Below are 15,351 nucleotides of genomic sequence, written 5' to 3'. Positions count from 1 at the left end.
TTTGGGCAAGCCATTAAAGCAATATTCGTGGCGGGTAATCCGCCGAAGGTTAATTAATTACCGTTAAATTTTTCCGGTAACTGTTCGGTGTGAATGACGTTAACTTCTTAAAGGTTTTAATAAACAGGCTGGGGCTGCTGTATCCTGACTCGTAAGCGATATCGGTGACAGAATAGTTAGTAATTTCCAGCTGTTTCTTAGCAAAATTAATGCGGATTTCATTAATAATTTGCACGGGCGTTTTACGATAATAACGCTGCGTTGCGCGGGTCAGATATTCCTGGGATTTGCCCGACAGGGAGACCATATTTTCCAGCGCATTTTCGCTGAACCGGCCTTTATCGTGCATCAGCTCAACGGTGCCGCGCAGCCATTGCGGGATATCGTCCGTCACCTGCTGCTCTTCACGGTGATGGCGCAACCGGTTCATCACGTAGAAGGTCACCGTTTCAATAAACTCATCAAATTCATTGTCGCGGAAGTTAAGCGAGGCGATCACCGTTTCAATCCAGGTCATAAACTCGTTTTTGACCCGATAGACCTGGGAGGCCACAAAGCAGAATGGCACCAGCGGCAGATAGTGCTTCTCGAAGAAGCGTCTGCTGACGCCCACGTTCAGAATGCGGGTGGCACCAAATTCGTAAAAGCTCTGGTGATAAGACCCCATCGGCAGGAAGACAAAATCCCCCCGCTCAAGCAGAACGCGCTTACCGTTGATCTCCTGGTAGTAACGGCCGGTCAGAACAATCGTGAACTCGTAGTAGTCATGCTGGTGCAGACCGCTGGCGCTCTCCGTCTTGTTGTAGATGACCACGTGAAAATTTTTGCCGTTAAACAGCTGCTGTTCAAGTGCGGTTTTGATTTCCATCGTGCTGACCTCCTGCTACCCAGTCTGACTTACTGCATTTTCTCGTGAAGCTCGATGAGCTCCGCCACCAGCTCGCGCGCCAGCATCGAGGTCATCAGGTGATCCTGCGCGTGGACCAGCACCAGGCTGACCTTCATCTTGCCTTCGCCCTGATCGCTCTCAATCAGCTTTGTCTGCACCAGGTGCGCTTCGTTGAGCGCCGTGCGGGACTGTTCCATCATGGTTTTCGCGGCGGCGAAATCCCCCTGCTTGGCCTGCTTGAGTGCGGCATAGGCCAGGCTGCGCGCCTGTCCGGAGTTGATGATAAGCCCCATCACCACTTCTTCGAGATCGTTCTCAGCGGCGTCGTCTGCGACAATACTATCCAAATCTAACATTTTTCAGCTCCTTATGGCTGGCGCGGGCTTCCCCGCGCCGGGCAATCTTAGAATTTCAGTGAGAGGGCGATATCCTCTTCGCTCTCTTCTTCATCAATAATGGTGGCGGCTTTGTTGGCAATCGCCACGAACGGCATGTACAGCAGGGTGGCAATCCCGAGGTTGAATATCGCCAGCAGGAAGGCCGCAACGCTGCCGTTAGTGTTGAAGAACGCGCCCAGACCCGCCGGCATGGTCCACGGGGCAATGTTGGTGACCGGTGGAATGATGCCCATGTAATACGCCGTCAGGGTAATGGCGGCCAGCAGCGGCTGTACCAGGATGAACGGAATGAACATCACCGGGTTCATGATGATTGGCAGACCGAAAAGAATCGGTTCGTTAATCTGGAAGATACCTGACGGCAGCGCCAGCTTGGCGACCTGACGGTAGTCAGCGCGACGGGAGACAATAAAGACCGCGATGATCAGACCCAAGGTCGCCCCGGTACCGCCCAGGAAGATATAGGAGTCAAGCATCGGCTTCGCCCACACATGGAAGGTTTTACCCGCCGCCAGCGCCGCGTCAACGGAGCCGTACTGCTGGTAAAGCGCAACGTTTTCCAGTGCCCAGGGGGTCATAATCCCGCTGTCCAGCGCGGCCAGTGCCAGTGAACCATGCACGCCAAAGAACCACAGCAGAGAGGTGAAAATCACATACGCCCAACCGACCACGCCACCCATCGACGCCAGCGGCGTAGAGATAGAGTCCATGATGATCTGGTGGAAGTTTGTGCCCCAGTGGGAGAGCGCCCAGGCGATAATCCCCATAATGGAGAGAATAATAAAGCCTGGAATCAACGCGGAAAATGAACGAGAAACGGAAGCCGGTACGCTATCCGGCAGGCGGATAACCCAGTTGCGGCGAATAATAAAGGTGAACATCTCCGCGACCACCAGACCGATAACAATACCGGAGATGATGTTGGCGCCACCCAGCCAGTTGGCGCCGACGGCATAGGCTTCCCCCACGCTGTAAGGCGTCACGGTCATGAAGGCGGCGACGGATAATAACCCGGCGGCCAGCGGATCCACCTTACGCTCTTCTGCCAGCGCCATCCCAATAAAGAAAGGCGCCATCAGCGACATAATCCCCAACGTACCGTTATAGACGTTGCCGCCGATGGCTTTAAAACCATTAAGGGTTTCAATTGTTGAAGCGTCTAACCGAATGCCTAATGAATAAAAGAAGGATCCTTCACCAAAGCTCAGAAAAACGTTGTTAATTAAAACGAACATGGCCCCGGCCAGCGTCAACGGCATTAATTTAATAAAGCCGTTTTTGATGGCGTTAACGTGAGGCTGCTTTCCTATTTTAACAGCAAAAGGAAGGAGTACCTTTTCAAGTGAAGCGATGACTTTACTCATAGGTAAATACCCTTAAATGCCGTAACGCATGTTACGGCGTATTGTGTGTGAAATAACTCTTTGACGGGAAAAATAAAAATTAATTAGCAGCTTTTTTAATGGCTGCCACAGCAGCTTTAAGAACACCTAAACCATCAATCTTGCCGTACAGCCCGGAGTCGATCACTTCGACCGGTTTATTCGGTAACAGTCGTTGAATTTCTGGCAACATATAGGCAATTTGCGGCCCCAGCAAAACAACATCGGCGGTCTGGCCTTTTTCGCCCGCCAGCGTCTCTGGAAACGCTTCAATCACCACGGGGACTTCATACTTTTCAGCCTGTGCACGCATCTTGGACACCAGAAGCGACGTTGACATGCCCGCTGAGCAGAACAGGTAGATATGTTTCTTTTCCATCGTAATTTCCCTCTTGTCTGACTACCTGCCATCGCGCTATCACTCGACTCGCTGTCCCGGCAGGCAGGTAGCTTGCGTACTGTTGTTTATCGTTGGAGTGAGTATACGCAATGGTACAGACGGGGGATAATTCTGAACAGACTCAAATTGTCTCTCATTGACCTGGCTTGTTGACTCCCTTCACATTTCGGGCAAATAATTCGCGCAAAGAAATAAGATTTTATGATGCATAAAAAAACCGGCCCAAAGGCCGGTTAGTTAACATCCTCAGGCAAGCAGGGTTACTGCGCCTTAGGTGCCTGCGGATCGGTGTCATATTCAGCACAGGTCTGGTAACCGGAGTTCATCACATGACCGGTATTATCCAGCGCGACAAAGTAGGTTTCTGCCTTACCATCACGTTGACCCAGGATATAGGTCTGGCAGGTCCCTTTCGCATGAATCATTGTTATTTCAGAAGAAGGTTTGCCGGCGATCGCAGCCACCTGCGAACGGGTCATCCCTTTTTTAACGTCTTTTACGACGGGTTGCGTAAACTGATCCTTGGTGCGATCGTAAGCCGTACACCCTGCCAGCATAGTCAGTACCGCCGCTGCGCTAAGAATTCCTGCTACGTTCTTGTTCATATTCCGTCCTCTTGTTTATCAGCGTGTTATCTAAGCATGGGATAAAAAGTACTATTGTTCAACTTTGCGTGTTCCGCCAGACGAATTTCGGAAAATTCTAATAAAACAACGATAACCTGCTAAATCGGCGCAAATTAGCGCACTCGAAACTGTGATCCTTGTCGTTTCTCGCCCAAAGGGTTAGTTTTAACAGCTACACATTCTGTTTATGTACTGCATATGGAGGGCGTGATGGCTCTGCAACAAGAGATCATTCAGGCACTGGGCGCGAAGCCCACGGTAGATGCACAAGAAGAGATCCGCCGCAGCGTGGATTTTTTAAAATCGTACTTAAAAAAGAACGCTTTCCTGAAATCCCTGGTGCTGGGCATCAGCGGCGGCCAGGACTCTACCCTGACCGGTAAACTCTGCCAGATGGCAATTTCAGAGCTTCGCGAAGAGACGGGCGATGAGACGCTGCAGTTTATCGCCGTGCGTCTTCCTTACGGCGTACAGGCGGACGAGCAGGATTGTCAGGATGCGATTGCCTTCATTCAGCCTGACCGCGTGCTTACCGTTAATATTAAGGGCTCGGTGCTGGCCAGCGAGCAGGCGCTTCGCGAAGCGGGCATTGAACTGAGCGATTTTGTTCGCGGCAACGAGAAAGCCCGCGAGCGCATGAAAGCGCAGTACAGCATCGCCGGGATGACTAAAGGCGTCGTCGTCGGCACTGACCATGCGGCAGAAGCGATCACCGGTTTCTTCACCAAATATGGCGACGGCGGCACCGACATTAACCCGATCTTCCGCCTGAACAAGCGTCAGGGTAAGCAGCTGCTTGCCGCGCTGGGCTGCCCGGAGCATCTGTATAAGAAAGCGCCGACAGCGGACCTTGAAGACGATCGCCCTTCTCTACCTGATGAAGCGGCCCTTGGCGTCACCTATGACAACATTGATGATTATCTGGAAGGTAAAAAACTGGATGAAGGTATCGCGAAAATCATCGAAGGCTGGTATCTGAAAACCGAGCACAAGCGCCACACGCCGATTACGGTGTTTGACGATTTCTGGAAATAAACGCAAAACGGTAACCCGTTTTCGTAGGCCGGGTAAGGCGTGCCGCCACCCGGCTCTTTTTTAACCACCACACTCCTGCTACACTGTATGTCTGAACAGTATACGGAGTGATATGTGAGCAGGCGTCAATCCGCCCCGCGTCTTGAATTTGAAGCGGCGGCTATCTATGAATATCCCGAGCACCTTCGCCCCTGGCTTGAGGCGCTGCCTAAACAGCCTGGCGTGTACATTTTTCACGGCGAAAGCGACACCCTGCCGCTCTATATCGGCAAAAGCGTGAACATTCGCAGCCGGGTGTTATCCCATCTTCGCACGCCGGACGAGGCCGCCATGCTGCGCCAGTCGCGACGTATTACCTGGTTCCAGACGGCGGGAGAAATGGGCGCGCTGTTGCTTGAAGCGCGTTTGATTAAAGAGCAGCAACCGCTGTTCAACAAGCGCCTGCGCCGCAACCGCCAGCTCTGCTCCCTGCAGATCGACGACGGCAAGCCGCAGGTCGTCTACGCGCGCGAGGTCGATTTTTCACATGCCCCGAATCTCTATGGGCTGTTCGCCAATAAACGTGCCGCACTTCAGGCGCTGCAGACCCTGGCGGACGAGCTGCAGCTTTGCTATAGCCTTTTGGGATTAGAGGGCACCACGCGCGGGCGTGCCTGTTTCCGCTCCGCGCTGAAGCGCTGCGCCGGTGCCTGCTGCGGAAAAGAGAGCGTTGAGGCGCACCACGCCCGGCTCCTCGCCGGTCTGGCGGCCATCAGCGTGAACTGCTGGCCCTGGGAAGGTGCCGTTGCGCTAAAAGAAGTGGGTGAGACGATGACCCAGTATCACATCGTCAACAACTGGCTCTGGCTGGGCGCTGTCGACAACATCAACGACGCGGCAACCCTGCTGCGCACGCCCGCCGGATTTGACCACGATGGCTACAAAATTCTCTGTAAACCGGTGCTAGCCGGTAAGTTTGAGATCGTTGTGCTCAATGACCTGGCAGCCACGTGATTTCGCTGAACAATAAGGTGCCCTGAGACTCGAGCAGACGCAGCGTGTGGGTCCCCTCCTGCCAGCTGGCACCCTGATCGGCCGTCAGCAGTTTATCGCCCAGCTGCCAGGCCCCGCTTAACACAAACACCACGCCCCCGCGCGATCCAAGGGTGGTAAAAGTTCGGTCAGCAACCCGCACCTTTGCCTGGCAGCAGTCGCGCCGGGTCATGATGTTAAAGTCCATCGCCATACGCCCACCGGAAAGCAGCGCTTTCACCGGTAAATCGCCGGTAAAACTGTAGGGCTGATGATGCTTCAGGGTATGAAAGAACGCCTGACCGGCATCCAGCGTCACCTCCCCCCCTTCCAGCAAGGTAATCACCCGATCGACGCCGGGAAAGGCGGAGAATTCGCCGTTGCTGGCGATAGTTGCGATACTGGCACGCCACTGAAAATCCCGCGTAGCGGGCGGGAAGCAGCAAATCTCACGCGTTTCACCCGCACCATTGCGCCAGAGGCTGACCGGCATCTTACGGATATCAAAGAACTCCATCACCACTCCTGAATGGCACAACCCGTGCCAGGGCAAAGATATTGCTATCGTTGCTGTCTTGTTTGTTATCGTTAGGTATTCACAGACACAGTATCGGCAGCAGAGCGGGCAGGCCTTAGCGAAACGTTAATAAAAATTCTAACGCCATGACTCTACACACGTTCTCTGATGCGACTACAGGAGCATACCGCGCTGGCGGCGGCAGACAAGAGGGCAGAAAAGAAAAACCGCCGGTCCTGCCCACAGCGTTTGCGCTTTTGTGGACAGGATCCCGGCGGTCTTAAGAGTGTGAACCGATTATTCGGTTGGTGCTGGCATTTTACCTGCCATCGCCGGACGTTCTGTCAGACGCTTCTCAAAATTCGCATTAAATTGTTTTTTCTGTTCCGGGGTCAGAATGTTGTAGATCTTGTTCTGGGTTTCCATGTGAGCCAGCATGCGGGCTTTGTGCTGCTCGGCCATTTTGTCGATCTGCGCTTCGGCTTTCGCCTTGTCGAAGGTGTCGCTGGCGATGATGTCATGCATCGCACGACGCTCTTCCAGCGGAGGGCGTTTCATCTGGTCGCGCTCGCCTTTCCGGATGTCGCGGATCTGCTGTTTCTGCGCATCCGTCAGGTTGAGATCCTTAAACATCATCATCTCGTTATGCATACCCGGGCCTTTATGATGCATCATCATTTTGCCTTCAGCAGGCGCGGCAGCGGTGGTCGCAGTATCTGCGGCGAACGCCATACTGGTAGCGCCCAGAGCCAGGGTAGAAGCAACAAACAGTGCAGTAAACTTACGCATAATTTATTTCCTTTCTTTCAGTTATTCTTCGGCGCTATGCCGTGTTGACGAGATTAACTTTACGGGGTTTATCGTCAATTAGTCAGAGCAACGGTAAAACAATGAAAGTATAAAAAACAAATTTTCGCCAAATGTGGAGGAAATAAGGATAAAACGTGGAGAGTTGCAACCAAAAATATTCAATACGATGATCTTAAAGTAATTTAGCAGAAGTATAGCGAAGTGAAGGTGAATAATAAAGCAATTCACCAGGAATATTCTGCAAAATACGCGAGCGCGCTTTAATCGTTAAGAAAAATATTTAGCGTCCCCTCCCGGATGATGAGAGGGGAACGGTTCAGGTTATTTTTTCCAGCATCAGCCCGGCACGCAGGCCAAACGCCACGGTGGGGTTAGGGAATAAAACATATTCGGTGGTTTTCTGCACCTCATAACGTTCATCACCATCCTCCGCCAGCAGCGCCCCTTTGCGGAACGGCGTGAAGTTCAGGGTATGCGCGGCCATATGCAGCAGGAAGGCGTCGCTGCGCCGCGTGATCTGCTGTACGACCCGATACCGCTCGACGGACTGATGCGCGTGCTCGGGAGCGGTTCCGCCCAGCAGCGCCCGCAGGGCAAGATGCGTTGGCGCAAAGCGGGTGAGATCGTTTTGGCCAAACGGCAGCGCTTTTCCCAGCTCCAGCGTACAGGCCAGCGCGCCGAAGTTCTCACAGGTAAAGTGGGTAAAGGTTCCGCCCGGCGACTGGTGAAACACCAGCGCCTCCAGCCCGGCGTCGCCCAGCCAGCTCAGGAAATCTTCCTCCCACGGCTGATTGCGCTGCGGCATAACGCCGAAGCGGACATGGTAGGACGCGCGAATGGCCGTATGCAGATCCAGATGCCAGCGCGCGGGCCCCGCAGCGGCAAAAAACGCGGACACCACGTTCTCCAGCCACGCGGCCCGCGCCGTTTCGTCACTTTGCGGAAACTGCGCCCAGCGCCCGCCGAACATGCGGTTAAGGTCGCTGACCAAGTAGCGTTTGTTTTGCGCGAGCGCAGGCGGATTGCCGAGCACCACCAGCACGCGGCACGTCAGGGCAATTTCATTGCGAAAGAGCGCGCGCAGCAGCAGATCGACAATCTCGACGGGAGCCGTTTCATTGCCGTGAATACCCGTTGAAAGCAGCAGCGAGAGATCGCTTTTTGCGTTCGGCGTCAGCTCAAGCACCCCGCGCCCCAGCCACCGCCAGCGAAAGGAGGGGCCCTGCCCCTCTGTCTGTTCCGGCGTCTCATCGGCCAGGGTTAGCGCCAGTAAGTTTTCCATATCCACTCCTTTAGCGCTGGAACGGATAAACCGATCCCAGCTGCAGGATTGTCGATAACGCGTCCAGCGCCTCGCGACCTTCACGCAGAAGCTGCGGGTCAACCAGATCGGCCTGCGTCAGACGATCGCGATAGTAGCGATCGACCCAGTCATTCAGCCGCGCGAAGAGGGTATCGTTCATCATGACCGCCGGATTCACCGCCTGCACCTCGTCCTGGGTCAGGACCACGCGCAGACGTAAGCAGGCGGGCCCCCCGCCGTTGGCCATGCTTTCACGCAGATCAAACACGCGCAGTTCGTCAATCGGGTTATCGGCCTTCACCAGCTCCGTCAGGTAGCGCCAGACGCCCTGATGATCCCGGGACTCCTGCGGCAGGACCAGCATCATGCTGCCGTCGTCGCGGCTGAGCAGCTGGCTATTGAACAGATACGTTTCGACCGCGTCCTGCACGCTCACCGCCTCCGTTGGCACCTGAACTGGGGTAAAGCCGCGCACGCGCTCGTGCAGCGTGGCGAGCAGCTTCTCCTGGTGGGCAAACGCCTGCTCGTGGCAGAACAGCACCTGGCGATTGGAGACGGCAATGACGTCGTTATGGAATACCCCCTGGTCGATCACATGCGGGTTCTGCTGGGCAAAAACCACCTGGGAAGGGTTAACCTGGTTGAGGCGGGCAACCGCCTGGCTGGCTGCGAGCGTCTGACGCGCAGGATAGCGGGCTGGCGCGGCGTGGCCCCCCTCTTCTCGTCCGTAGATAAACAGCTGCAGCCCCGGGTCGCCATAATCGCCCCCCAGGCGGTTATGGTTGGCCGCGCCTTCGTCACCAAACATCGCCACCTGCGGCAGGGCCGAATGCACCGCAAAGTGGGCGTCATGGTTGAAAATAGCGCGCAGCACGCGCTCGGTCGTTTCCGCTTCGGTGGCGCGGTGGAATTTATTGTTCAGGTTCGCCACCGTCAGGTGGACTTTGCCATCCAGCGTATCGGCTGACGGCGCGACGGTCGCGGCGTTTGCCACCCACATTGAGGAGGCCGAGCTTGCCGCCGAGAGCAGGTGCGGCGTCTGCGTGCCCGCTTTTTCAACCACCTGCTCATCGGTGCCGCTAAAGCCGAGCTGACGCAGCACCGTAACGTTCGGACGCTCCTGCGGCGGGATCACCGCCTGCGGGAAACCGGCATCCGCCAGCGCCTTCATCTTCAGCAGCCCCTGCTTCGCCGCCAGCTTCGGATTAGAGACCTGAAAGCGGTGCTTCGTCGAGGCTTCATTACCAAAAGAGAGACCGGCATAGTGGTGGGTCAGCCCCACCAGCCCGTCAAAATTGACCTCACGCGCTTTCATGACGATCCCCTCCGGTGAAATCCAGCCCCGGATTAAGCGTCTCCGGCAGCGTCAGCGCCGGGGTTTCCAGGCTCGCCATCGGCCATGCGCAGTAATCGGCGGCATACCACGCGCTGGCGCGATGGTTGCCCGACGCGCCCACGCCGCCAAACGGCGCGGTGCTCGCGGCGCCGGTCAGCGGCTTGTTCCAGTTGACGATCCCGGCGCGCGCTTCCAGCAGCAGTTGTTCAAACTTCTCGCGCTGCGGCGAAATCAGCCCGCTCGACAGGCCGTAGCGGGTGTTATTGGCCATCGCAATCGCCGCATCAAAATCGTCATAGCGCCAGACGCACAGCAACGGGCCAAAGACCTCTTCGTCCGGCACGCTGTTCGCCCCGCTCATCTCCACGATGCCCGGCGTCAGCAGCGAGGTACCCGGCTGAACCGGCTTCGGCTCAAGCAGGGTTTTCGCGCCGCGCGCAACGTGGTCCTGCCAGGCCTTCAGCACGTTCTGCGCGGCCTGTTCGGAAATCAGCCCGCCGATAAACGGCTGCGGGTCGGCATCCCACGCGGCTGGCACCAGGCGCGCGCTCACCTCGACCAGACGCTTCAGGAAGGCATCTCCCTGCGCGCCCCGTTTCACCAGCAGGCGGCGGGCGCAGGTGCAGCGCTGTCCGGCGGTGATAAAGGCGGACTGAATCGTCAGGTGCACCGCGGCGTCGATATCATCAGGATCTTCCACAATCAGCGGGTTGTTGCCGCCCATCTCCAGCGCCAGAATTTTCTCCGGCTGTCCCGCCAGCTGGCGGTGCAGCTGGTAGCCCGTCCCGGCGCTGCCGGTAAACAGCAGGCCGTCGATATCGGTCAGGGCGCTCAGCGCCTGGCCGGTTTCGCGCCCGCCCTGCACCAGGTTCAGCACGCCCGGCGGCAGGCCAGCCTGTTCCCACAGCTTCACCACCGCCTCGCCGGTTAATGGCGTGAGCTCGCTCGGTTTGAAGATGACGGTATTGCCCGCCAGCAGCGCGGGCACGATGTGGCCATTCGGCAAATGCCCCGGGAAGTTATACGGGCCAAATACCGCCAGCACGCCGTGCGGACGGTGGCGCAGCGTGGCCGCACCGTCCGGCATCTCGGTGTGCTGTTCGCCGGTGCGGGTGTGGTACGCCTTCACCGAAATGGCGATTTTGTTGATCATCGCCGTCACTTCGGTTGTGGCTTCCCAGCGCGGCTTGCTGGTTTCAGACGCGATGATGCGCGTCAGCTCGGCCTTGCTGGCCTCCAGCAGTCCGGCAAACTTTTCAACAATGGCCTGACGCGCGGCGAAAGGCTGTTTTGCCCACGCCGGAAACGCGCGGCGAGCGGCGCGGCAGGCTTGTTCTACCTGCATGGCGCTGGCGTCATGCCCCTTCCAGAGCACCTCTTTTCCAACCGGATTGCGCTTTACGCGCTCTTCGCCTTCGCCCGTGACCCAGTCACCGTTAATCCATAATGTCATGCTGTTTTCTCCTCAGGGCAGAGACGCACCAGGCGAACCGTGTCGCCGGCGTTACATTTCAGGGCATCCAGTTCTGCAGCCGTCAGCACCAGACGTTCACATTTCGGGTTGGTCCGCACCAGCATGGCGCGGAAGTTGGCGTAATTTTCGTTCGACACCAGACACGCGGGCCAGTCGCCCGGCGCGGGCTGGCCTTCAGAGACCTCAACCAGACGGCTTTTACGGATGGCGCGAACGCGGTCGATATCGCACTCAAGCGTCGGCCCGCCGTCGAAGATGTCGACATAGTTGCGGTAGCGGAAGCCTTCTTTCTCCAGCACCGCGCGGGCAGGCGCGGTTTGCGGATGGACTTCGCCAATCACCGCCTGCGCTTCCGGGCTGAGGAAATGGGTATAGATAGGATGCTTCGGCATCAGTTCGGCGATAAAGGCTTTCTGCCCGGTGCCGCAGAGATAGTCCGCCCGGCTGAACTCCATCGAGAAGAAGCGCTCGCCCAGGCTCTCCCAGAACGGCGAGTAGCCGGTGTCGTCGATCACGCCGCGCATCTCGGCGACCACTTTTTCGTTGAAGCGATCGCGGAAGGCGGCCATAAACATAAAGCGCGATTTGGAGAGCAGATAGCCGTTGCCCTCTTTGCGCCACGCCGGGTCGAGGAACAGCGTGCACAGCTCGCTGGCGCCCGTGTGGTCATTACAGAGAAACAGCGTGGGCAGCGCGTTATAGACGTTCAGCTCTTTCGAGGCGTGAACCATGGTGCCGACGCGGTAGTTGTACCACGGGTCGTTAAGCCCGACGGCCACTTCGATGGCGCAGATCCCGGCCACGGTTCCCGTGTCGGTGTCTTCCAGCACGAACACATAGCCCTGTTCGCTTTTTGGCAACGTCCCCTGCCAGGTTTGCAGGGCGCGCTCAATGCGCGCCGACAGCGTTTTTTCATCGGCAGGAAGCGAGGTCAGCCCGCCTCCCGTCTTACCGGCAAGCTGCATGAGCCCGGCGAGATCGCCGCGCTCAACGGGACGGATGACCATCATGATGACACCCCGGACTTCACCTTTTCACACGCCAGCGCAAAACGGTCCAGACCGGTTTGCACCTCTTCCTCGCTGACGATCAGCGCGGGCGCAAAACGCACCACGTTGGCGCCGGCAATCAGCACCATGACGCCCACTTTTGCCGCTTCCTGTGAGATCAGTTTCGCTTTTCCGGCAAATTCAGGGGTGAGTTCGCAGCCGATTAACAGCCCCAGGCCGCGAATTTCTTTAAACAGTCCGGTCTTGCCGTTGATGGCGTTCAGGCGCTCAACAAACCACTCGTGACGCTGCTTAACGCCCTTCAGCACCTCAGGGGTGTTGATGATGTCGAGCACCTGTCCGGCCACGGCGGTCGCCAGCGGGTTGCCGCCGTAGGTGGTGCCGTGGGTGCCCACGGTCATCACGCTGGCGAATTTATCGGTGGTCAGCGTGGCGCCAATCGGGAAGCCGCCGCCCAGCGCTTTGGCGGTGGAAAGCACGTCCGGCGTGACGCCGTAGTGCATATAGGCATACAGCTCGCCGGTGCGGCCCACGCCGGTCTGCACTTCGTCGAAAATCAGCACCGCGTTGTGACGATCGCACAGCTCGCGCAGCCCCTGCAGGAAGGCTTTTTGCGCCGGAAGCACGCCGCCCTCGCCCTGCATCGGCTCGACGATCACCGCGCAGGTGGTGTCGTTAATCAGCTCGCTGGCGGACTGCAGATCGTTATAAACGCCGTGGCGAATATCCGGCGGCAGCGGGGCGAAGTCCTGCGAGTAGGAGGGCTGACCGCCCGCGCTGACGGTAAACAGCGTGCGCCCATGGAAGGCATTCTTAAACGCCACGATACCGCTCTTGTGGGTACCAAATTTATCGTGGGCATATTTGCGCGCCAGCTTCAGCGCCGCTTCGTTCGCTTCCGCCCCGGAGTTACAGAAAAAGACCTTCTCCGCAAACGTCGCGTCGATCAGCTTTTTCGCCAGGCGCAGCGCGGGCTCGTTGGTAAAGCCGTTTCCGGTATGCCAGAACTTCGCCGCCTGGTCATTCAGGGCCTGACGCAGCGCCGGGTGCGCATGGCCCAGCGCGTTAACCGCAATCCCACCGGCAAAGTCGATATACTCTTTACCCTGCAGATCCCACAGGCGCGAGCCTTCCCCACGAACCGGAATAAAAGCCGCCGGAGCGTAAACCGGCATCATCCATTCATCGAAATTTTCACGCGTAATTGACAGAGACATAGCGACCTCATCCGGTAAATAAAAAGTTATTTGAATGTTAAATAATTGAGTGTTTGCACTGTGAATGTAGATTGCAGACTTCGTGCCAGCCAGCGATAAAAATGCATAAACGGGTTGAGGTAACAGAATATCAATAAGTTACAATATGGAGTTATTCACTGTTAGTGCATAAAAAGTGAATATTTTTACGGCAAGCGGCGCTTTGCCGCATGAAAATCAGAAAGAGTATGCAGAGGCCAAATATAATTCTGGAATTGTGATCGCTCGCGAAATTTATCGTCCATTTATGCTCCGTTTGGGGGCGAAGCGCGTCAGAATGGTGCAAATATTGCACCACCGGCATGATCTGTTGCAGTTATTGGCCATACCCGGTAACAGATGACGCAAATTCTGCTACCATCCTTGCACTATTCACCTTGCACTGGCAGCGACTATGAAATTTGTCTCTTTTAATATCAACGGCCTGCGTGCCCGCCCCCACCAGCTTGAAGCTATCGTTGAGCAACATCAGCCAGACGTGATTGGTCTGCAGGAGACGAAGGTTCACGACGACATGTTCCCCCTCGAAGAGGTGGCAAAACTCGGTTACAACGTCTTTTATCACGGCCAGAAAGGTCACTATGGCGTCGCGCTGCTGACCAAAGAGACGCCGGTTTCCGTGCGTCGCGGCTTCCCGGGCGACGGTGAAGAAGCACAGCGCCGCATCATCATGGCGGAGCTGCCTTCCCCGCTTGGGAACATTACCGTGATCAATGGTTACTTTCCCCAGGGCGAAAGCCGCGACCATCCAACCAAATTCCCGGCTAAGGCCAAGTTTTATCAGGATCTGCAGGACTATCTGACCACCGAGCTCAACAAAGACAATCCGGTGCTGATCATGGGTGATGTGAACATCAGCCCGACGGATCTCGATATCGGTATCGGCGAAGAAAACCGCAAGCGCTGGCTGCGCACCGGCAAATGCTCCTTCCTGCCGGAAGAGCGTGAGTGGATGGAGCGCCTGCTGGGCTGGGGCCTGGTGGATACGTTCCGCAATGCCAACCCGGAAACGCAGGACCGCTTCTCCTGGTTTGACTACCGCTCAAAAGGCTTTGACGACAACCGCGGCCTGCGTATCGACCTGCTGCTGGCCAGCTCGCCGCTGGCCGAGCGCTGCGTCGAAACCGGGATCGACTACGACATCCGCAGCATGGAAAAACCGTCTGACCACGCGCCGGTGTGGGCTAAATTCAAGCTGTAATGACGCGTGAACATTCCAAAAACGATCTTCCTGTGCGCCCTTCTGGGCGCATTTATTCTTATGTTTGTCATGCTTCCCCCGGGCACGCTCTCCCTGGAAGGGATTAAAACGCACCAGCAGGCGCTCCTCTCCCACGTTGACCAGAAACCCCTGCAAAGCGCGCTGATCTTTTTTGCGCTCTATGTGGCGGTTTCCGCCCTGTCGATCCCCGGCGCGGCGATCCTCACCCTGCTTGGCGGGGCGTTATTTAGCCTGTGGGAAGGCACCCTGCTGGTGTCGTTTGCCTCCACGTTCGGGGCCACGCTGGCGATGCTCGCCAGCCGCTACCTGCTGCGCGACGTTGTCCAGCGGCGGTTTGCTCAGCAGATGAAAACGGTGAATGCCGGTATGGCGCGTGACGGCGCGGGCTATCTTTTTGCCCTGCGCCTGATGCCGCTGTTCCCGTTTTTCCTGGTCAATTTGCTGATGGGCCTGACCCGCATTCGCATTTACCGCTACTGGTGGGTCAGCCAGGTCGCCATGCTGCCCGCGACGGTGGTCTTTCTCAACGCCGGGCGCGAGCTGGGGAAATTGGCATCGCTGCACGATATTGTGTCGCCGGGCATTGTATTCGCCTTTACACTACTGGGGTTATTGCCGCTGGCTACGCGCTGGCTGTTTTCCCGTTACACCTCTTCGTTCAAAAAGTGAGGCATTATGCGCC

The 15,351-nt window shown here is 56.8% G+C and carries 16 protein-coding genes; 4 read left to right on the top strand and 12 right to left on the bottom strand.

The window, feature by feature from the left end; genetic code table 11:
* Positions 1–49: 49 nt before the first annotated feature.
* The 5 genes from chbR to osmE form a co-directional block, all read right to left on the bottom strand.
* The gene (gene chbR, locus FY206_RS10475; RefSeq protein WP_032639848.1) at positions 50–868 is read right to left on the bottom strand and encodes a transcriptional regulator ChbR; all 819 of its coding nucleotides are present in this window, start codon (positions 866–868) and stop codon (positions 50–52) included.
* A gap of 29 nt (positions 869–897) precedes the next feature.
* Complete coding sequence (gene chbA / locus FY206_RS10470) at positions 898–1,245, bottom strand: PTS N,N'-diacetylchitobiose transporter subunit IIA (protein WP_032639846.1); 348 nt, start codon at positions 1,243–1,245, stop codon at positions 898–900.
* A 47-nt stretch (positions 1,246–1,292) separates the two neighbouring features.
* Positions 1,293–2,651, bottom strand: a complete 1,359-nt coding sequence (gene chbC / locus FY206_RS10465; protein WP_008500675.1) for a PTS N,N'-diacetylchitobiose transporter subunit IIC — start codon at positions 2,649–2,651, stop codon at positions 1,293–1,295.
* A 79-nt stretch (positions 2,652–2,730) separates the two neighbouring features.
* Positions 2,731–3,048, bottom strand: coding sequence for a PTS N,N'-diacetylchitobiose transporter subunit IIB (chbB, locus tag FY206_RS10460; RefSeq protein WP_008500676.1), 318 nt, complete (start codon positions 3,046–3,048; stop codon positions 2,731–2,733).
* A gap of 281 nt (positions 3,049–3,329) precedes the next feature.
* Positions 3,330–3,674, bottom strand: a complete 345-nt coding sequence (osmE, locus tag FY206_RS10455; protein ID WP_032639844.1) for an osmotically-inducible lipoprotein OsmE — start codon at positions 3,672–3,674, stop codon at positions 3,330–3,332.
* 231 nt (positions 3,675–3,905) lie between these two features.
* Here osmE and nadE point away from each other — a divergent pair, with 231 nt between their 5' ends.
* Positions 3,906–4,730, top strand: a complete 825-nt coding sequence (nadE, locus tag FY206_RS10450) for an ammonia-dependent NAD(+) synthetase (protein WP_032639842.1) — start codon at positions 3,906–3,908, stop codon at positions 4,728–4,730.
* Between the two features lie 114 nt (positions 4,731–4,844).
* Positions 4,845–5,723, top strand: coding sequence for an excinuclease Cho (gene cho / locus FY206_RS10445; protein ID WP_032639840.1), 879 nt, complete (start codon positions 4,845–4,847; stop codon positions 5,721–5,723).
* Here cho and ves read toward each other — a convergent pair.
* The 7 genes from ves to astC all read right to left on the bottom strand — a co-directional run bounded on the left by ves (position 5,701) and on the right by astC (position 13,408).
* Positions 5,701–6,258 (bottom strand): environmental stress-induced protein Ves, encoded by a 558-nt coding sequence (gene ves / locus FY206_RS10440; RefSeq protein ID WP_077064085.1) that lies wholly within the window; start codon positions 6,256–6,258, stop codon positions 5,701–5,703. The genes cho and ves overlap by 23 nt on opposite strands.
* 297 nt (positions 6,259–6,555) lie before the next feature.
* A complete protein-coding gene (spy, locus tag FY206_RS10435) occupies positions 6,556–7,047 on the bottom strand; it encodes an ATP-independent periplasmic protein-refolding chaperone Spy (RefSeq protein ID WP_032639836.1) in 492 nt (163 codons plus the stop codon).
* 337 nt (positions 7,048–7,384) lie between these two features.
* Positions 7,385–8,350 (bottom strand): succinylglutamate desuccinylase, encoded by a 966-nt coding sequence (gene astE, locus FY206_RS10430; protein ID WP_032639834.1) that lies wholly within the window; start codon positions 8,348–8,350, stop codon positions 7,385–7,387.
* Between the two features lie 10 nt (positions 8,351–8,360).
* Complete coding sequence (gene astB / locus FY206_RS10425; RefSeq protein WP_032639832.1) at positions 8,361–9,686, bottom strand: N-succinylarginine dihydrolase; 1,326 nt, start codon at positions 9,684–9,686, stop codon at positions 8,361–8,363.
* The gene (astD, locus tag FY206_RS10420) at positions 9,673–11,160 is read right to left on the bottom strand and encodes a succinylglutamate-semialdehyde dehydrogenase (RefSeq protein ID WP_032639830.1); all 1,488 of its coding nucleotides are present in this window, start codon (positions 11,158–11,160) and stop codon (positions 9,673–9,675) included. Before astD ends, astB begins: the two co-directional genes overlap by 14 nt.
* Positions 11,157–12,191, bottom strand: a complete 1,035-nt coding sequence (gene astA, locus FY206_RS10415; RefSeq protein ID WP_023311275.1) for an arginine N-succinyltransferase — start codon at positions 12,189–12,191, stop codon at positions 11,157–11,159. Before astA ends, astD begins: the two co-directional genes overlap by 4 nt.
* On the bottom strand, positions 12,188–13,408 hold the full coding sequence (gene astC, locus FY206_RS10410; RefSeq protein WP_032639828.1) for a succinylornithine/acetylornithine transaminase: 1,221 nt from the start codon (positions 13,406–13,408) through the stop codon (positions 12,188–12,190). Before astC ends, astA begins: the two co-directional genes overlap by 4 nt.
* Positions 13,409–13,841: 433 nt before the next feature.
* On the opposite strand from astC, the gene xthA reads away from it, so the two are divergent.
* Positions 13,842–14,648, top strand: a complete 807-nt coding sequence (gene xthA, locus FY206_RS10405) for an exodeoxyribonuclease III (protein ID WP_032639826.1) — start codon at positions 13,842–13,844, stop codon at positions 14,646–14,648.
* Positions 14,649–14,654: 6 nt separating this feature from the next.
* Positions 14,655–15,338, top strand: coding sequence for a TVP38/TMEM64 family protein (locus tag FY206_RS10400; RefSeq protein ID WP_032639825.1), 684 nt, complete (start codon positions 14,655–14,657; stop codon positions 15,336–15,338).
* The last annotated feature ends 13 nt before the right edge of the window (positions 15,339–15,351 follow it).

The organism is Enterobacter chengduensis, from assembly GCF_001984825.2.
GTDB lineage: Bacteria > Pseudomonadota > Gammaproteobacteria > Enterobacterales > Enterobacteriaceae > Enterobacter > Enterobacter chengduensis.
The sequence above is the reverse complement of the archived record's forward strand: the minus strand, read 5'-3'. Positions and strand labels throughout refer to the sequence as shown.